This window comes from Streptomyces sp. NPDC048424 (assembly GCF_040651555.1).
Taxonomy (GTDB): domain Bacteria; phylum Actinomycetota; class Actinomycetes; order Streptomycetales; family Streptomycetaceae; genus Streptomyces.
In genome coordinates this window covers 97,738-115,914 of the sequence record NZ_JBEZKE010000018.1, presented here as the reverse complement: position 1 = coordinate 115,914, position 18,177 = coordinate 97,738, and the positions used below count along the sequence as shown (strand labels likewise).

Annotated in this window: 15 protein-coding genes and 1 pseudogene; 4 read left to right on the top strand and 12 right to left on the bottom strand. The window is 72.8% G+C overall.

All coding sequences use genetic code 11. The annotated features are described in order from the left end of the window. Window positions 1-11: 11 nt before the first annotated feature. Entirely contained in the window at window positions 12-1,892 is a 1,881-nt protein-coding gene (locus AB0D29_RS24885; protein ID WP_362857161.1) for a glycoside hydrolase family 15 protein, read from the bottom strand. A gap of 195 nt (window positions 1,893-2,087) precedes the next feature. Further along, window positions 2,088-2,189: pseudogene (locus AB0D29_RS24880) on the bottom strand (DUF1398 domain-containing protein); the annotation flags it as partial. A 95-nt stretch (window positions 2,190-2,284) separates the two neighbouring features. Here AB0D29_RS24880 and AB0D29_RS24875 point away from each other — a divergent pair. Beyond that, entirely contained in the window at window positions 2,285-2,461 is a 177-nt protein-coding gene (locus AB0D29_RS24875) for a hypothetical protein (protein ID WP_362857160.1), read from the top strand. Between the two features lie 25 nt (window positions 2,462-2,486). On the opposite strand, the gene AB0D29_RS24870 is transcribed toward AB0D29_RS24875, so the two are convergent. The 5 genes from AB0D29_RS24870 to AB0D29_RS24850 form a co-directional block, all read right to left on the bottom strand. Beyond that, window positions 2,487-2,816, bottom strand: a complete 330-nt coding sequence (locus AB0D29_RS24870; protein WP_362857159.1) for a hypothetical protein — start codon at window positions 2,814-2,816, stop codon at window positions 2,487-2,489. Continuing rightward, window positions 2,813-3,787 carry a MerR family transcriptional regulator gene (locus AB0D29_RS24865; RefSeq protein ID WP_362857157.1) on the bottom strand — a complete coding sequence of 325 codons (975 nt, stop codon included), beginning with the start codon at window positions 3,785-3,787 and terminating at the stop codon, window positions 2,813-2,815. Before AB0D29_RS24865 ends, AB0D29_RS24870 begins: the two co-directional genes overlap by 4 nt. 33 nt (window positions 3,788-3,820) lie before the next feature. Continuing rightward, window positions 3,821-5,908, bottom strand: a complete 2,088-nt coding sequence (locus tag AB0D29_RS24860) for a SpoIIE family protein phosphatase (protein WP_362857156.1) — start codon at window positions 5,906-5,908, stop codon at window positions 3,821-3,823. Window positions 5,909-6,107: 199 nt separating this feature from the next. Beyond that, complete coding sequence (locus AB0D29_RS24855; RefSeq protein ID WP_362857155.1) at window positions 6,108-7,463, bottom strand: LCP family protein; 1,356 nt, start codon at window positions 7,461-7,463, stop codon at window positions 6,108-6,110. A gap of 136 nt (window positions 7,464-7,599) precedes the next feature. Then, window positions 7,600-7,755 carry a DUF6131 family protein gene (locus tag AB0D29_RS24850; RefSeq protein ID WP_327412036.1) on the bottom strand — a complete coding sequence of 52 codons (156 nt, stop codon included), beginning with the start codon at window positions 7,753-7,755 and terminating at the stop codon, window positions 7,600-7,602. 209 nt (window positions 7,756-7,964) lie between these two features. Between AB0D29_RS24850 and AB0D29_RS24845 the strand changes: the two genes are divergently transcribed. After that, window positions 7,965-8,906: an aminoglycoside 3'-phosphotransferase/choline kinase family protein gene (locus AB0D29_RS24845; RefSeq protein ID WP_362857154.1), complete on the top strand. Its 942-nt coding sequence runs from the start codon at window positions 7,965-7,967 to the stop codon at window positions 8,904-8,906. A gap of 21 nt (window positions 8,907-8,927) precedes the next feature. Here the strand turns inward: AB0D29_RS24845 and AB0D29_RS24840 are convergent, their stop codons facing one another. From AB0D29_RS24840 to AB0D29_RS24830, 3 genes are all read right to left on the bottom strand, one after another. Beyond that, window positions 8,928-9,605: a M15 family metallopeptidase gene (locus tag AB0D29_RS24840; RefSeq protein WP_362857153.1), complete on the bottom strand. Its 678-nt coding sequence runs from the start codon at window positions 9,603-9,605 to the stop codon at window positions 8,928-8,930. Window positions 9,606-9,771: 166 nt separating this feature from the next. Next, complete coding sequence (locus tag AB0D29_RS24835) at window positions 9,772-11,736, bottom strand: cytochrome P450 (RefSeq protein WP_362857151.1); 1,965 nt, start codon at window positions 11,734-11,736, stop codon at window positions 9,772-9,774. A 30-nt stretch (window positions 11,737-11,766) separates the two neighbouring features. Beyond that, on the bottom strand, window positions 11,767-12,306 hold the full coding sequence (locus AB0D29_RS24830; RefSeq protein ID WP_362857149.1) for a MarR family winged helix-turn-helix transcriptional regulator: 540 nt from the start codon (window positions 12,304-12,306) through the stop codon (window positions 11,767-11,769). Between the two features lie 157 nt (window positions 12,307-12,463). Here AB0D29_RS24830 and AB0D29_RS24825 point away from each other — a divergent pair, with 157 nt between their 5' ends. Next, a complete protein-coding gene (locus tag AB0D29_RS24825; RefSeq protein ID WP_362857148.1) occupies window positions 12,464-13,528 on the top strand; it encodes an alkene reductase in 1,065 nt (354 codons plus the stop codon). 150 nt (window positions 13,529-13,678) lie between these two features. On the opposite strand, the gene AB0D29_RS24820 is transcribed toward AB0D29_RS24825, so the two are convergent. Then, window positions 13,679-14,164, bottom strand: a complete 486-nt coding sequence (locus tag AB0D29_RS24820; RefSeq protein ID WP_362857147.1) for a lamin tail domain-containing protein — start codon at window positions 14,162-14,164, stop codon at window positions 13,679-13,681. Window positions 14,165-14,669: 505 nt separating this feature from the next. Here AB0D29_RS24820 and AB0D29_RS24815 point away from each other — a divergent pair. Next, entirely contained in the window at window positions 14,670-15,092 is a 423-nt protein-coding gene (locus tag AB0D29_RS24815; RefSeq protein WP_362857145.1) for a subtilase-type protease inhibitor, read from the top strand. Window positions 15,093-15,177: 85 nt separating this feature from the next. Here the strand turns inward: AB0D29_RS24815 and AB0D29_RS24810 are convergent, their stop codons facing one another. Next, window positions 15,178-18,171, bottom strand: coding sequence for an SGNH hydrolase domain-containing protein (locus tag AB0D29_RS24810; protein ID WP_362857144.1), 2,994 nt, complete (start codon window positions 18,169-18,171; stop codon window positions 15,178-15,180). Window positions 18,172-18,177 lie beyond the last annotated feature (6 nt).

Genomic DNA, 18,177 nt, shown 5'->3' with positions numbered 1-18,177 from the left:
AAAGAGACGGCCTAGCCGGGAGGGTCGGCCGTGTGGCCCGTGGCCCGGTCGAGTTCCGTGTCGAGGGCGAGAGCCGCTGCGACGAGGGCCAGGTGCGTGAAGGCCTGGGGGAAGTTGGCCAGTTGCTCGCCCGTCGGTCCGATCTCCTCCGCGAACAGCCCGACGTGGTTCGCGTACGTGAGCATCTTGTCGAAGGCGTAACGGGCTTGCCCGACCCGGCCGGCACGCGCGAGGGCGTACACGTAGAGGAAGGAGCACAGCGAGAACGTGCCCTCGGAGCCCCGCAGGCCGTCGGGAGAGGCGGCGGGGTCGTATCGGTAGACGAGGCTGTCCGAGACGAGTTCGGTGTCCATCGCCTCCAGGGTGGACAGCCAGCGCGGATCCTGCGGCGTGATGAAGTCGACCAGCGGCATGAGCAGCAGGGAGGCGTCCAGTACGTTGCTGCCGTAGTGCTGGACGAACGCCCGGCGCTCTTCGCTCCACCCGCGCGTCATGATCTGTTCCAGGATGGCGTCGCGCGCGGCGGTCCACCGGGGTACGCCGGCCGCGCGGGCCATGGCGGTGGCCTGGCGGATGCCGTGGTCGAGGGCGACCCAGCACATGAGGCGGCTGTAGGTGAAGTCCTTCTGGCCGCCCCGGGTTTCCCAGATGCCCTCGTCGGGGCGGTCCCAGTTGTCGCACAGCCAGTCCAGCAGGGCGGCGGAACGCTGCCAGCCGTCGTAGCCCATGAAGTTGCCGACCTGGCCGGTCTGGGCGAGGGCGTAGACGGCTTCCCCGTAGATGTCCAACTGCAGTTGTCCGGCGGCGCCGTTGCCCGCGCGCACCGGGGCGGAGCCCCGCCAGCCCGTCAGGTGGCCGAGCACCTCCTCGGTCAGGTACGGGTCCCCGTCGACGCGGTACATGATCTGCAGCGGCTCGCCGTTGGGGGCTCCGCCGTCCTGCAGCCGCTGCTGGAGCCAGTTGCGGAAGGCGTTGGCTTCTTCGGTGAATCCGAGGTCGCGCATGGCGCGGACCGAGAGGGAGGCGTCGCGGATCCAGGTGTAGCGGTAGTCCCAGTTGCGCTCGCCGCCCTCCTGCTCGGGCAGGCCCATGGTGGCGGCGGCGATCGGTGCGCCGGTCGGCGCGTACGTCATGAGCTTGATGGTGATGGCGGAGCGGTTGACCATCTGCTGCCAGCGGCCGCGGTAGGTGCAGCGCGAGGTCCAGCCGTGCCAGAAGTGGTGTACGGCGCTGAAGGCCTCGGCCAGGTCGTCCGCGTTCAGGAGCGGTGGGGGAGCGCTCCGGGCGTCGCACACGGTCAGGACGACGGCCGCGCGCTCACCAGCCGTCAAGGTCGCCGTGGCGCGTACGTCGTCCCCGTCGGCCTCCAGCGGAAGGGGGCCGAGGGCCTGTAGATGTGCGGTGATGCCCGGCCCCTCGAAGCGCGCGATGGCGCCGCCCAGGTGGAGTTCGTGGGGCGCGCGGCCGTAGTCGAAGCGCGGCCGGCACTCCAGGGCGAAGCGCACGGAGCCCCGTACCGCCCGCAGCACCCGTACCACCTGGTGGCGGTCGGTGACGGTGTGCGGATCGTGGACGGGCATGAAGTCGACCACCTCGCCGACGCCCTCGCGCGTGAGGAAGCGGGTGACGAGTACGGCCGTGTCGGCGAGGTAGAGCTGCCGGGTGACGACGCCCGTCCCGTCCGCGGGCTCGCCGCCCGCGACACCGGAAGCAGCCTCGGCGGTAATGGCGAAGTAGCCGCCGTGCTCGTGGTCGAGCAGTCCCGCGAAGACGCTCGGCGAATCGAAGCGGGGCGAACAGAACCAGTCCAGCACGCCTTCGGAGGAGACGAGCGCACACGTCTGGAGGTCTCCGATGAGCCCGTGCTCGGCGATCGGCGGATAGGGACGCATCAGCCCTCCACGTCGTGCGGCAGCTGCCCGGCGGGCAGCGGCGGGTGCGCGGCCGACGACGATCGGCCGATGCGTCGGGCCCTCACGGGACCACGGGACGCTCGTCCGGGGACGTCTCATTCTCGTGTCCTGCCCTGGTGATCGCCATGCGGGCAGGGGCGGGCGGTCACGGGGCCCGGTCCGGGCGCTCTTCGTTCAGATGTCGACGCCGGGGTAGGACTCGCTGTAGTCGTTGCCGTCGGTTCCGTAGTAGGTGCAGGTCCGCGCGTGGAGATCCACGTCGTACCAGTCGACGCCCGCCTTCCAGCAGCCCCCGACGGACTCCGGGAACGAGGTCTCCCCGGCCTGGTCGTCGGCAGTTGCTCAGCGTGGTCTCCGAGGAGCCGCTGACCGTGGCACGGGCCGCCCGCCGCCTCGGGGTCGCCCGCCAGGGGGTGCAGCGGGTCGCCAACGACCTCGCGATCCATCAGGCCCTGACCGCGGACATCGCCACGCCCGACATCGCCGTCGCCCGCAGCCTGCTGCACCGTCTGATCGACGAGGTCCGCCGCCACGAGGACGGCGACTGACGAGGGCGCGCCCCGGGGCGGGGCTTCAGGCGGCCGACCAGGGGACGCGGCAGGTGTGGGGGGCCGGCCCCTCCGGGCACAAGGTCTCGATCACCGTCTTGCGGGTCGCCCGCCAGGCCCGCAGGGAACACGCCAAGTGGACGCGCAGCTCCATCGGTTGCCGTGCACCGCTGGACTGCGCGGGATGTTCCACGGCCCACTGTTCGGCCAGGAAGTCGTACCCGTCCGCGGTGGTGACGGTCTCGCTGACGATCCGGGCGCTCCGTGAGCCCGCAGCGTCCTCGACGAGTGTCCTGACCCAAGCCAGCCCCTGTTCGTCCGCGTACAGGCCGAACGTCAGTGTGCGCGTCCTCATTGCATAAGGCCCTTGTGATCGTCGTCCTCGCTCGTGGCGAAGGCGGTGGCGAAGGCGGTTGTGAACCAGGAGTGGACGGGAGCGAGCGTAGGCGATGCGGGCCATCCGTTGACCGTCGCCAGGAGCTGCCAGTAGCGCTCGGCGTGTGGGTCGGCGGTCATCCGCAGGCGGGCGAGGAGCCAGCGGCGCAGGTCGCTGTCGCCGGCGCGCTCGAACGCGTGGGCGTAGAGGCTGCCCAGCGGATCCGCAGGGGATGCGCTCGAGGCGGCCGAGGAGGGCAGGAGCCCGGCGGACACGGCTTCGTCGACGCGTTCGCGCATCGCCTGGTCGAGCGCGTCGTGCAGAGCGCCGACGTCCTGCTGCGCGGGCGCCTGCGCCTGGTCCTCGGCCGCGTGGCGTATCGCGGCACGGAAGTCCGGGTTCTGGCAGAGCCCGGCGAGTTCCACCCAGGCCTCGACCTGTTCGGGCGTGGGATCGTCGGGGAGCTCGGGCAGGGCGGACCGCATCAGGGCCACGAACTCGGGGTTGCCGTGCAGTCCTTCGAAGGTGTCGTCGATGAAGCCGGATACCAGTCGGCGCAGTTCGGCCTGGGAGAGCGTGGCGAGTCGGTGCATCAGGTCCATCTCCATGGTGGTGGGGCCGCGCCGGGCGACGGAGCGGAGAACGGCCCGCCGCAGGCGCAGAGTTCGGATCTGCACGTCCAGGGCGTTGGCGTGGGCTTCCGCGACTTCCGGCACGGACGCCTCCCGGTCCAGCACCTTGCGTACGGTCGCCAGATCGAGCCCGAGATCGCGCAGCGTGCGGGCCAGGTCCAGGCGGGCGAGTGCGTCGAGGCCGTAGAGCCGGTAGCCGGCCGCGCTCCGGCCGGTGGGCGGGACGATGCCCTTGTCGGAATAGAACCGGATGGTCTTCACCGTCAGGCCGGTCCGACGGGAGAGCTCTCCGATGGAATAGAGCGTGTCGCTGTCCATGCCCCCAGCTTGGGGTCTCCCCCCGCGGGAGACTCAACCGGGGCGGTGGGGGTTCGTGCCGATGCGGGCGGCCAGGAGGGCGATGTCGTCGTCCGCGGATGCCGGTACCAGGTGAGCGATCAGGGTGTCGCAGAGGTGGTCCAGGGGCTGGTCCGGTTCGGTGAGCAGACTGGTGAGTTCGCCCAGGCGTTCGTCGATGTCGCGGGTGCGGGCCTCGATCAGGCCGTCGGTGTAGAGGACGAGCAGGCTGCCCGGGGGCAGGGTGATGTCGGTGGTGGTGAAGGTGATGCCGCCGACGCCCAACGGGACGCCGGGCGGGGTCTTGACGAGGTACACGGTGCCGTCGGGTTCGGCCACGGCCGGTGGCGGGTGTCCGGCGCGGGTGACGGTGCAGTGGCCGGTGGCGGGGTCGCAGACCACGTAGAGGAAGGTGGCGAGCATCGGTTCGGCGAGGTCGGCGAGGGTGGCCTCCAACTGGTGCAGCAGCGCCGTCGGGGACATGTCCAGGCGCGCGAGGGCGCGTACGGTCGCGGAGAGGCGCCCCATGACCGCGGCGGCCGCGATGCCGTGGCCCATCACGTCCCCGATGAGCAGGGCGGCCCGGCCTCCGGTGAGGGGGAGGACGTCGTACCAGTCGCCGCCGACCTCGTTGACGTCGCTGGCCGCCAGGTAGCGGTGGGCGATCTCGATGCCCGGGGGAGGCGTGACGTGCTGGGGGAGCATGCTGCGCTGGAGGACGACGGCGGTCTCGTGCTCGTGGTGGTACAGGCGCGCGTTGTCGATGCTGATGGCGGCCCGGGCGGCGAGTTCGGCGGCGAGCGTGACGTCGTCGGAGCCGAAGGAGGCCCCGCCGGGCCGGGCGCGGTAGAAGGTCGCGACGCCCAGGACCACGTCCCGCGCGACGAGCGGGATCATCATGAACGAGTGCACGCCCGTCTCGAGCAGTTGGGCCGGCTTGGTGGTGTGGCGGGCGGCCGAGGCGACGGCCCGTTCGTCGAGGTGGGAGATCAGGAAGGGCTGCCGGGCCGCGAGGGCCTGGGTGTACGGGGCGGCCGCGGGGAAGGTGAGGGTGCGGCCGAGCGGCGCCAGGATCTGGGTGACGGCGGAGCCGGTCAGCGGCGCCTTGCCCAGGCGTCGCAGGGCGACGCCCGCCGCCAGCCCCGGGCCCGGCTCGTTGCCGCTCGCGAGGGAGTCGAGGACGTCGACGGTGACGGCGTTGGCGAGGTGCGGGACGGCGAGGTCGGCCAGTTCCTGCGCCGTGCGCTCCAGGTCGAGGCTGGCACCGATACGGGCGCTGGCCTCGCTCAGCAGCGCGAGCCTGCGGCGGCCCGCCTCGACCTCGGTCTGATCGCGCTGCTGCCGGGTGATGTCGAGCAGGGAGGCGATGACACCGATCGGCCGGCCGCCCGGGTCCTCCACGCGCACGTACGAGCACGACCACACGCGGTCGTGCTCCGGGTCGGCCGGGGTCCGGCCGGTGCGGCGCCGGTCGAGGACCGGTTCGCCCGTGTCCAGGACCTGGCGCATCGCCTGTTCCATCTCGTCGGCGTTCACCTCGGGCAGGATCTCGGCCAGGCGCCGGCCCACGTGGGCGGATTCCGCGAGACCGTTCATCTCCTCGAGCGCCGGGTTGACCTGCAGGAACCGCAGCTGTGTGTCGAGTATGGCGATGCCGACGGGGGAGCGGGCGAACAACCCGTCCCACACCGCCGAGGAACCCCGGATGCGGCGGGCGGCGTGGGCGTCCGCGGCGAAGACCAGAACGGCCGAGGCGCCGTGCCGCCGGTCGGGGACGGGGCAGGCCCAGATCTCCAGCTCCAGCGGGTGCCCACTGCGGTGCCAGGCGGTGACCGTACCCATCACCCCGCGCCCGGTGGCGGCCGTCTCCCACAGGGAGCGGCCCAGGCTGCGGTCGGCCCCCGGATGGAGCAGATCGGCGATGTGCCGCCCGAGCACCTGGGGCGGGGTGTAGCCGAGGAGCTCCTGCGCCCCGTGGTTCCAGCGCACGACGACCCCGTCGCTGCTGGTGGCCACCAGCGCCACCGGCAGCGCGCCCAGCCATCCGCCGGCGTCCTGGGCGGCGCCGCTGATCAGGTCCTCGAACGGCATCTCCTCATGCATCGCGTACTCGTTCCTCCTGCGAGGCCCCGGCCCCCAAGGGGTGCCTCGGACAGCGGCGGGCGCCACCGCTGCCCACGGACGCGAAGGGCGCCACGATCAGCTCCCGCGGCCACTCGCCCGGTGCGTGCCGCGGCTGCGCTTCGTCCACACTTCTCATCGTCGCCCTGGCAGCTCGCCGCCGCCCCCCGGCCGCCCCGTCCTACGGCCGACCGGACGTCGCGCCGGCCGCCGCGGGCGCGGGTCCTTCGGCGCAGCGGATGCGATCGGCGGTCACGGGGGCGCCATCGGCGATGTTGCGGTCGTAGGTGACGGTCTTGACCAGGACCGGCCGTGTGCCGACGGCGACGTCGAAGAACGGGCCGTGATCCGGCCCGGGCTCCAGGCGGGAGCCGGGCAGCGCGGCAGCCAGGGTGGCCGCCTTCTCCTCCTGGCCGGCGGCGAACCGGATGACCGGAGGGCCGGCGGGCCGTTCGGGCGGTGCGGACTGCGAGGTGTCGAGGACGACGAACCCGTTGCGGCGCAGGGCCGCGGCGACGACGGCGTCGTCCACGCGGACCGCGATCCCGGCGGGATCGGTCGGCGCCGGGGTCTCCGCGACGGGCTGGATGCGGGTGTCGCCCGTGATGGGGCGGTCGGCGCCCAGGGCCGCCCACAGCGCGGCGGAGCGGGCCTCGTCCCACACCAGGCTGGAACCCACTCCGGGTACGCGGTGGTCGAACAGCCGGATGGGGACGGTCGCGAACTCGGTCCGGTCCGCACGGAGGCGGCCGAGCGCCCAGCCGATGCGGACGAGGTCGCCCGGCCCGGTCCGCGCGTCGGTGCGTACGGTCTTCAGCAGGGTGTGCACGGTCCGCGCCGTGCGCAGGGGACTGGACAGGGCGCCCTCGAACGTGAGGCGGGCCAGCAGGTCGTTGACCACGCGCTGCTGGCGTCGGACGCGTCCGAGGTCGCCGGGCCGGAGGTTGACGTGCCGGGCCCGTACGTAGCGCAGGGTTTCGTTTCCGGTGGTGTGGTGGCGGCCCGCGCCGATGTCGAGCCCGGAGTTCTCGTCCTTGATCGGCCGGTCCGTGCAGACGGTCGCGCCGCCGAGGTTGTCGATCGTCCGCTCGAAGCCCCGGAAATCGGTCTCCAGGTAGTGGTCGACGTGCAGACCGGTGGCCTTCTCCACGGTGGCCACCGTGAGGGCGCCGCCGCCGAGCTTGTACGCGCCGTTGATCTTGCCGCTGCGTGCGGTGGTGGTGTCGCCGGCGTACTCGACGTAGGAGTCGCGCGGGATGGAGACCACGCTCGCCCGCTGCCGGTTCCCGGAGAGGTGCACGAGCATCATGACGTCCGTGCAGTTGCACCCCTCGCCGCCCACGTGGAGCCGGTTCTTCTCGGCGGCGGACAGACCGGCGCGGCTGTCGATGCCGACGATCAGGATGTTCGTGCCCCGGCTCCCACCGCCCGCCGCACCGCTCTCGGCCGACACCGCCGCCGAGACGGCCTGCGGGCCCAGCAGGGAGCCGCAGGAAAGGGCGGTCAGGAGCGCGAGGGCAACAGTGAGACGACGCATGCACATCCCCGAAGTAGGACGAACCGGCTCAATTCGCGACTCTACGTGGCCTGTGCGCGAGACGGGGCTGTACGCGCCGGTTTCACCCGTGCAACGGGCCGTCGGCGGTAGCCGACGGCCCGGGACGGGCGAAGCCCTAGTAGTAGTGGCGCCGTCCGCCGACCTCGTGTCCGACGGCCCCGAGGATCCACAGCACGGCTCCGATGACGAGCAGGATGATGCCCAGCGTCCAGAGGATCGAGATGCCGAGCAGCCACCCGACAATCAGTAGGATGATTCCGAGCACGATCATGAGGGTCTCCCATTCTCCCTGGCCGCCTCTAGCCCGATGCCGGACGCACGGTGCGTGCTCGACGGCGGGTCCCACGGAACGCGGCGCACAGGGCGTCTCACCGTTTTCCATCAGCGCAAACACCCGAACGGCCACGGGTCCCGGTGCCGGGTTCCGGCGGCCCGCGAATCCGGTTGTGACGGCGGCCCGCGCCGCCTATGTTCCCGGTCATGCTGCCTTTGGTGGAAACGGACGAGGACTGGGACGCGGTCGTCCCCGACGAAAAGATCATGCGGCCGGGCGCGGAGGACCTCTGCACCCGCCTGGGGCTGGGCGGAGCGCCCCTCGTCCGCTTCCCGGACGGTTCCCAACCGGTCTACGCGGTCGGTGACGAGCACGTCCTGAAGCTCTTCCCGGCCGCCGCGGCCCGGGACGGCGTCGCCGAAGGGCGGGTGCTCGCCCACGTGCAGGGACGGCTGCCGGTGGCGACACCGCACCTCCGGGAGTCCGGCACCTACGAGAACGGCTGGCGCTACGTCCTGATGTCCAGGCTCGGCGGCGAGAGCCTGGCGCACGCCTGGCCGCGGATACCGCAGGCCGACAGGGAACGGCTGGTGGCCGAGGTCGGCGAGGCGCTGGCGGTCCTGCACGCACTGGACCCCGAACCGCTCGCGGACGTCCTCGGCCCCGGAGACTGGGGCGCCTTCCTCGACCGTCAGCGGGACGGGGCCGTGGAACAGCAGCGCGGCCACGGGCTGGCCGACGCGTGGTTGGAACAGATCCCCGACTTCCTCGCCTCCGTCCCGCTCCCGCGTGAACCCCGGCGCGCCCTGCTGCACACCGAGGTGATGCGGCAGCACCTCCTGGTGGACCCCGACGGCTGGCGGCTGACCGGAATCTTCGACTTCGAGCCGGCCATGATCGGTCACCGGGCGTACGACTTCGTCGGCGTCGGACTGTTCGTCACCCGCGCCGACCGCCACCTGCTGCGCACGCTCCTGGCGTCGTACGGCACCGGTACGGGCATCGGCGCCGGGTTCGAGCCGGCCGAACTGCTCGCCTGCACACTGCTGCACGTGTACAGCAACCTGTCCTGGTACATGCGGGAGCTGGGCGCGCCGTCGGACGCGAAGCTGACCTCGCTCGCCGACTTCTGGTTCGGCCGGGACTGACGGCGCACCGGCGCACCCCGCTCACTCGCCGTTGGCGGAGAAGTGCTGGTAGTCCCGGTTGGCCCAGCGGCCGCCCCAGCGCCAGCCGACCTCGCGGAACGCCGCCGTGACGGCATCGCCCGGGTGGATCTCGCCCGGGCGGGTCAGGGACCGTCGCAGATGGGGGCGTGCCTGCGGCGGGTGGACGACGCCGTGGATGTCGACGTACGGGTTCTCGACGGGGTTGATGTCCACCGCGTCGCCCCAGGCGTGCTGCGACAGGCGCCGGGGATCGCCGGTGACCGGGCGGCAGTTGAAGGCGGAGGTGTTGTCGTCGGCCATGGCCTCGGAGTCGTCGCGGTACTCGGCCATCACCCGCATCCGGCGGATCGGGAAGTGTGCATGGAAGGCCCGCTGGAACACGTGGAGGAGCGGGCGGACGGCGTCCTCGTGGACGACCATCTCGCCCGCGTGGGTCCGGCCGTCGAAACCCCAGTGGTTCATCCGGATCAGTCTCAGCTGCTCGGGCGGGACCGGGCAGCCCTTCCGGTAGGAGGCGCCCAGCTTCTCCACCGGTACGGGCGTGACCCGCGCCGAGAGCCGGGCCGGCGGCTCGGCCGGCCGGGCCTGGACGCGCGGCGGACCGGCCTGGGTGGAGCAGGCCAGCGCGGCCACGCACAGGGTGGCCGTCACGGCCGCGGCCGCGGTGGTGTGGCGCACGGGACACACGTTACGGCGATCGCCGCAGGCGGGCATGCCGGGCGTGGCCGGTCGGGCGGCGCCGGATCCCGGCCCGTCCGGCCGCCACCCAGGCTCTCCGGCCACCCCCCGGTTCCGCCGGCCACCCCCAGCTCCTCCGGCCGTCCCCCGGCCGCCCGGGCCGTGGTCAGGGGAGGGTGGTGACCGGCAGGTCGTGCAGGGCGCGGAATCGGAAGGTGCTGCTCCAGCGGAGCGGGTCCGCAGGGCGGGCGAGTCTGAGGCCGGGGAGCCGCTCGACGAGCGCGCCGAGGGCCAGAGTGAGCTGGAGCCGGGCCAGAGGGGCTCCGAGGCAGTAGTGCATCCCGTGGCCGAGGGCGAGGTGGGCCTTGTCGGCACGGTCGATGTCGAACCGGTCGGGGTCCGGGTAGCGGGCCGGGTCCCGGTGCGCGGAGGCCAGGCAGAACAGGACGGTGTCCCCGGCCGGTATCCGTACGCCGCCGATCTCGACGGCCTCGGTGGGGAAGCGGCGGATCGCGGTCTGGTTGGGGCTGGTGTGCCGCAGGAGTTCCTCGACCGCGTCCGCCACGCGCGCGGGCCGTGCCCGCAGCTCGGCCAGCTGCTCCGGGTGCTCGATGAGCGTGAGCACGCCGGCGCTGATGACGTGCTGGACGTTCTCGCCGGCGGCCCCGAGGATCAGGAAGGCGAGCGAGACGAGCTCGTCTTCGGTGAGCCGGTCCTCCTCGTCGCGCGCGGCGATCAGGCTCGACAGCATGTCGTCGCCCGGGGCGGCGCGCCGCAGGGCCACGAGGTCGACGAGGAACCGGTGGATGTCGCCGATGGCCTGGACGAGGCCCTCGCGGGAGCGCGGGCTGAGCATGGTCGCGACCCAGCCGGAGAAGCGCTCCTGGTCGGCGGCCGGGATGTCGAGCAGGGCGGCGATGACCCGTACCGGCAGCGGCTTGGCGAACCCGGCCACCAGATCGGCCTCCCCGCTGCTCGCGGTCTCCGCCGTGAGCTGCGCGACCAGGTCGTCGACGGCTGCCCCGACGCCGGCGCGAAGTGATTCGACGTGCCGGGGGGTGAAGCCCTGCGCGACCAGTCGGCGAAGGCGCAGGTGGTCGTCCGGGTCGATGTTCAGCAGATTGCGGTCGAGCGCGGGCGGGAGCGAGAAGCCGCTGAAACCCGTCGCCGCATGCCGCTTGTTGACCGACAGGCGCTGGTCGGACAATCCCGCGCGCACGTCCGCCTCGTGGGTCACCAGCCACACCGGCGAACCGTCGGGCAGCGCCACCCGGTGCACCGACCCTTCGGCGCGCAGGCCCGCGTAGACGGCGTGGGGGTCGCGCGAGAACGACTCTCCGAACGGCTGGGGCAGGGTGTCGTCTTGTGCGGTCAGGGTCAGGGTCATGCGCATTCCCTCAAGGCTGAGTGGTTGGTCGTCGTCGGGCAGGTGATCGAGGACGAGAGCGATGGTTTCCGCCGTGCCGGTGGTGTCGTGCACCAGCCCCTCGTGCGTCCGTACGCGATAGCGGCCGTTTCCGATCGCCCGGACCATCGGCAGGTCGGTGCACAGGGGAGCGGTGGCGCGGCGGCTGAAGCGGAGCCAGTCGTGGCTGGTGCGCGGGTACAGGGCCCGCAGGCGCGGCTCGGTGAAGGCGGCCTCGACGAGCTCGTACAGCGAGGCGTACGGCGGGGAGGCAGCCGACGTGCGCAGCTCTCGCCACCTGACGGACACCGCGTCGACGGGCCCGTCGGCCTCGGACGGCTCCCCGGATCCGAGGAAGGGCCAGCGCTCGACGAGGTCGGGCACTCGCGGCCCCAGCAGCCAGGCATGCGTCGCGCCGGCGGCCTCGGACAGGTCCGTGGTGCTGCCGGCGGCCATGCGGGCCCCGGCTGTGCGGCAGTTGACGGAGAAACCGCGTCGGCCGAGGGTCATCGAGACGATCACGGACCGGTCGCCGCTTCGGGCACGGGCGACGACGTGCCGCCAGCGCGGCGGTGGCATCAGGCCGATCGTGAGTGCGTGCCCCGCACGGTCCGCTGCCGCCTGCAGTGCGTCCCGCAGGGATCCGGCGCGGGCGATATCGGGGTAGAACTCCGCGTACGCGCGCAGCGGTTCCTCCGGCTCTGTTCCGGTGTGTTCCTCGGCCATGACCCGAGTCTGCCACCGCCCGGAATGGGGCTAGCAGGCGCCCGGCTCCTTGACCATTGCCTCGCACTCGGCGGAGCTCCGGGTGAGCTCCGTGCACAAGGAGGCCTCCACCTTGCCCAGCAGGCGGGCCAGTTCGGTGCGTTCGGAGTCCTCCAGGCCGTCCAGGGTCTGGTGTTCCAGCTCGCCCCACGCCCTGCGGACCTCGACCAGCAGCCCGCAACTGGCGTCCGTCGCCTCGACCAGGGAGGCGCGCCGGTCCGCCGGGTCCGGCCGGCGCCGTACGTGGCCGGACTGTTCGAGGCGCTGGAGCATCTTGGTCACCGTGGACGGGTCGAGGCCCACCGCTTTGATCAGCTCGGACTGGCGCACGGCCCCGCTGTCCCACAGGTGCATCATCAGGAACTCCTGCCCCGGGTGGAGCCCCAGGTCCCGCAGGGCGCGGCCGGCCGCGATCCGGTGGAGGCGGGCGACCCGGCTGATCGCATGGCTCACCGGCCCGTCCAGCACGGCACTGGGCACCGCCGGGCACTGTGGGTCGGTGCGCGGTTCCTGAGCGGTTTCCGCGGCCATGGCGGCGCTCCTCCTCGGTCGGGTGCGGCAGGTCCTGCCGGTGGTCCTGATGGTGGATCTTACCTCCCTCCAGATTTTACCTTGGCCGACCAAGTAATGGGGTACGCTGCATCCCGAAGCCAATGCTTGGCCGACCAATTATCTCTGTGAGGCGAATATGACCAGCGCTTTCGAACCGGTTCGCATCGCCGGCTCCACCCTCTCCAACCGGATCGCCCTGGCGCCGATGACCCGCAGCCGCGCCGCCGAGGGCGGCCTCGCGACCGCCCTCGTCGCCGAGTACTACACCCAGCGCGCCTCGGCCGGTCTGATCATCAGCGAGGGGATCCAGCCCTCCGTCGTCGGCCAGGGCTACCCCTTCACCCCCGGCCTGCACAGCGCGGAGCAGGTCGCGGCCTGGCGCGAGGTCACCGACTCCGTGCACGCGGCCGGCGGCCGGATCTTCGCCCAGCTGATGCACTCCGGCCGGATCGGCCACCCGTCGCTGCTGCCCGACGGTCTCGTCCCGGTGGCCCCGTCGGCGGTCGCCGCCCAGGGGCAGCTGTTCACCGGCGAGGGCATGAAGGACTTCGTGACCCCGCACGAGCTGACCGGAGCCGAGGTGCGCGCGACCGTCGCCGCCTTCGCCGAGGCCGCCCGCAACGCGGTGGAGGCCGGATTCGACGGGGTGGAGCTCCACGGGGCCAACGGCTACCTGATCCACCAGTTCCTGGCCCCCGCCACGAACCTGCGCACCGACGAATGGGGCGGCCCGGCCGAGAACCGGATCCGCTTCGCGGTGGAGGTGGTCAAGGCGGTCGCCGCCGCGATCGGCGCCGAGCGGACGGCGCTGCGCATCTCGCCCGGGAACACGTACAACGACATCTCCGAGCCCGACCCGCAGCCCGCCTACGAGGCGCTGGTCAAGGAGATCGACGGCCTCGGCCTGGCCTACCTGCACGTCCTGGAGCACGCCCCCGAGGCTCGCGCGACCACCCTCGCGCTGCGCAAGCAGTTCTCCGGGCTGCTCGTGCTGAACCCGGCGACCGAAGGGCCCACCGACCACCGGGCCCTCACCCTGATCGACGACGGCACCGCCGACGTCCTCGCCTTCGGCGCCCTCTTCCTGGCCAACCCCGACCTGCCGGACCGCCTGCGCACCGAAGGCCCGTACAACACCCCGGACCCGACCACCTTCTTCGGGGGCGACGCGCGCGGGTACACGGACTACCCGACCCGCTAGGAGCCCGGGCGCGCCCATGTGTGCGCCGGGCCCGTCGAGTTCGTCATGCGGCGGGACATGGATGCGGCGTGCCGCGGCGGGTTCGCCGTGGCACGCCGTTCACGTGTGCCGGCAGTTCACCGTTTCCCGCGGTGTGGCTGCCGGTGGGGGTCAGCGGCGGGGCTGGTGGTGCCCGCGGCCGCCCCAGGACTCGGTGTCGAGGACGTTGCCGCGGTTGTCGCGCAGGGTGGCGGTGTCGCGCTCGTTCCAGATCTGGTGGCGGCGGTCCTGGTAGACGTCGCGCCTGGTGTCGTGGCCCTGCCCGGTGTGGACCTTGACGCTGGAGCGGCCGTCCAGGCGGAAGTTGCCGGCGAAGCGGTAGCGGTTGCCCTGCTGGTCGGTGAGGGTGAAGCCGCGCAGGTTGACGGCGCCGCGGCCGGTGTTCTTCACCTCGACCCATTCCCGGTTCAGCGCGCGGTTGGAGCGGTCGTTGCGGGCGGGGCTGTCGTACTGGACGTCGCCGATGACGATCGAGGAACGCGTGTTCCGGTCGCGTCGGTGGTCGTCGGCCGCGGCCGGCAGGGCGGCGGCGCCGACCAGGGCGACGGCGGCCAGCGCCGCGGAGAGGGCGCGGCGGGTGGCGAGAGAAGCAGACATGAAGATGACCCCTTCAACAGTCAGCCCGGACCGGCGTCGTTCGAGCCGGTCGGGCTCCGTGCGGTTCCCGGCGTCCTGCCGAGGAGCCACACTTTGGCCCCCGCGCACCACGAATCACCGCAATTAAGGCTCGTGTTGCTCAATTCGGATATATCTGTAACTCTCCCGTGTAATCGGCGGGGGTGGGATCCATGTCGGCGCGGTGAGGGTGTGTATCCGGACAAGCTGCGTGGCCGTTCGGTGAACCGCGCGCGGCCGACAGCAGGTCAGCGGGCGCAAGGATGCACGTCGTGTCCGGCGCCGCTCGTGTTCGTGGCCGGCCGAGGCGTCGACGCGCCCCCTCTGAGCTGCCCGAACGACCATTCGGTCGCGCGTATGCGCATGCTCTGTCCGTAAATCGGTCATGGACATGCGGTGCGCCCGCATGTCGGACAGTCTGAGCTCACAAGGACGCGATCGAAAGAAAATATCGCGTTCAACCTTTGAATCGAAAGTGAGTCTCGTCGTGCGTCACCGCATCGCAGCTGCCTCCGCCGCTGCAGTCCTCAGCCTGATCGGAGCCACCGGTATCGCGGCGGCTCAGCCCGCCAGCCTGTACGCCCCGTCCGCCATGGTGTTCACCATCGCGCAGGGCGACGACGACGCGTCCACCGTCGTCCGGGCATCCACCCTCAGCTGTGCGCCGACCGCCCTGGGGACCCACCCCGACCCCGGCTCCGCCTGCGCGGCCCTCAACTCCACCGGCGGGTCGCTCGACCACCTGCTGGCCTCCCCGGACCCGGACCGCGCGTGCCCGATGCACTACGCCCCGGTCACCGTCACGGCGGACGGCGTGTGGCAGGGCAGCCGCGTCACCTGGAAGCACACCTTCTCCAACAGCTGCGTCATGAACGCGACCCTCAACGGCAACGCCGTCTTCGCGTTCTGACCCTCCGCCGGAGCGGCCCCGCCGCCCGAGCACGGTGCCCCGCCCGCCGACCGCGGGCGGGGCACCGGTACGCGTGCCGGGTCGCCTACGCGGCCCTCTCCCGGGCCGAGACGGTGACGTGGTCGACCCGCATCGCGTGGCCCGGTTCGGTGGCGGGGCCGACGGTCGCGCCGTCGGCGAGCGGGAGGTTGCCCCCGACGGCCACGTTGAGGATCAGGAACAGGCCGTGGTCCACGGCCCGCTGCCACGTCCCGGCGTCCATCCGGGCGGCCGTCACCCGGTGGTACACGCGGCCGTCCAGATACCAGCGCACCTCCTCCGCGCCGGGAGCGAGATCGACCTCGACGGCGTACGCGTGGAAGTCCGTCCGGCAGCCGGAGCACGGCTGCGGCCCGGAGCCCAGCCCCACCGGCTCCTCGCACGGGCCGCCTTCGAGGACCCCGCAGTGCATCGTCGCGAACACGGTGTCCCGCCCGTTCACGGACTCCATGACATCGAGCTCACCGACCCCCGGCCAGCCCGTGTAGCCGTCGCGCAGTGGTGCCCCCAGCGTCCAGAACGCCGGCCAGTACCCCGCCGCCTTCGCGCCGGTCACCTCAGGCAGGGCGATCGACGCCTCGATCCGCAGGGTCCCGCCGGGAGGGGGCGCGAAGTCGGAGCGGCGCGTCTCGATGCGCCCCGAACTCCACTCCCCGTCCTTCCGGGTGGGGACGATCTCCAGCGCGCCCTTCCCGTCGAGACGCACGTTCTCGGTCGAGTCCGTCATGGTCTCGATCTCGCCCGTGCCCCACTGCGGCGCGGGGCAGCCCGGATAGCAGGTGCCGAGGTCGTGGATCCAGTGGGCGGCCGACGGGGGACTGCCCGCCGGTCCGTCGAAGTCGTCCCGCAGCAGCTGCCGCCACCCGTCCGTACCGGCCGGCCCCGAGGCCGATGCCGGAGCGGGCAGCGCCCCGGCCTCCGTGAACAGCCGCTCCAGCCGGTTGGTCAGGACGACGGCCGCCACATTGGTCAGGTGGGCGTCGTCCCGGTAGAGCAGGATCCGGTCGAGCACGGCCGGGCAGGTCGGCCCGTCCCCCGGGCACAGGACCGGGTTCACGCTGACGCTCCGTACGCCGGGCAGCGCACCGGACGCGATCCGTGCCGCCAGCGGATCGGGTCGCAGGGCGTCGGTCCGCCGGAACGCGCAGGCGTCCGCCGGCTCGGAACGGCCCGAGACGCACGCCGGGACGTCCGTACCGGGCACGGGGGTGTCCTCGACGTAGACGATCGGCGCCCCCAGCGCCCTGAGCTGCCGCAGCGTCTTCTCCCAGCCCTCGGCCAGGAGCTCCGCGTCGGCGGTGTAGCGGTTGAGGGAGGCGATCACGATGAGCCGGGGCTTCGGCTGCCGCTTCAGCCGGTCCAGGGTGTCGGCCCGCCAGGTGTCGCACTCCCGGTAGGCGCGGCCGAGCTGGGGGCTGTCCACCGCCAGCTCCGGCAGCGGGCAGCCCTGCTTCACCAGCTCCTGCAACGCCCAGCCCCGCCCGGCGGCCAGCGCCAGCACCGGGGAGAACCACTGCCCGGCGTGCGAGTCGCCGAGCAGCACGATCCGGTCCGGGCTGTCCACCGCGCCGAACAGGCAGTCCGGGCTGCGCGTTTCGGCCGGGGCGACCTCGCAGGCCCCGTCCGGCGGGAAGTCCGCGCGCGCCTGCACGGGGCTCGGCACCACCGGACCGTCCGCGAGCGGAGTACCGGAGGTCCGGGCGAGCAGGGTGGGGCCCGAGGCCGCGCCCGGCGGCAGCCCCTTCGGGTCCACCGGGACGGCCGGGCCCAGCAGGTGCAGGCTCGTGGTCCCCACCACCAGGGCGAGGACGAGCGGCAGCACGATGGCCGTGACACCCACCGACAGCCCGCGGCGGGGGAGTTCGGAGACCGTACGGCTGCGGCGCAGCGGCTGCTCGACCCAGCGCAGGGTGGCGAGCGCGGGCAGTACGGCCGCCAGCGTCAGCGCGGTCTTCGCGGGCCAGCCGAGCGGGCCGGTCCGGGCCTCGGCGAGCACGAGCACCGGCCAGTGCCACAGGTACAGGTTGTAGGAGAGCCGCCCGACGGCCCTCGGTCCCCGCCCCGCCAGCAGCCGTCCGACCTCGTAGGTGCCCGGGTCGTTCCGCTCGCCCCGGCCGGGGATCGCGGCGAGGATCACGGCGGCTGTGGCCAGGGTCGGCACGAGCGCCGCGTAGCCGGGGTACCGGGTCGCGGCGTCGTACGACACCACGCACCAGCCGATCGCCGCGGCCCCGGCCCAGCCGCCCAGCAGCCGCAACGGTCGCGGCCCGCGCATCAGGTGCCAGGGCAGCAGGGCGAGCAGCGCACCGACCCCGAACTGCCAGACGCGCGAGGGCGTTCCGAGGTATGCGAGCGACACGGAGTGCCGTGTCCAGTACAGGGCCAGGGCGAAGGACGCCAGGGTCAGCGGCGCGGCGACCAGCACCACGACGGAGCGTACGGCCCGGCCGCGGCGGACCGCCCGGGCCGCGCAGAGCACGAGGACCGCCAGCAGCGGGGCCCAGAACAGGTAGAACTGCTCCTCGACGGCGAGGGACCAGAAGTGGAGCAGCGGGCTCTGGCCGTGCCCGGCGGCGAGGTAGTCGGTCCGCTGGGACACGAACCGCCAGTTGGCGACGGACAGCGCCGCCGCGACGACGTCGTGCTCCACGTCGGTGCGGCGCAGCGGCACGGTCAGCCAGGCGCCGGCCACCGCCACCGCGCCGAGCACCACGGCGGCCGAGGGCAGCAGCCGCCGGGCCCGCCGGGAGAAGAAGTCCCCGAGCCCGATCCGGCCGGTGGTGATCGCCTCGCGGACCAGCAGGCCGGTGATCAGGTAGCCGGAGATGACGAAGAAGACGTCCACGCCGACGAAACCGCCGGTCGCCCACGGGATCCCGGCGTGGAAGGCGAGGACCGCGAGGACGGCGACCGCGCGCAGCCCCTCGATGTCGGGCCGGAAGGCGGACCGGTGCGGGCTGGGCCCGGACTCGGCGCCGGAACGGGATCCGGACGGCGGCGCGGCGGGGCTCCGCCGGCCGGGTGTGAGGAGGAAGGACATGGTGAC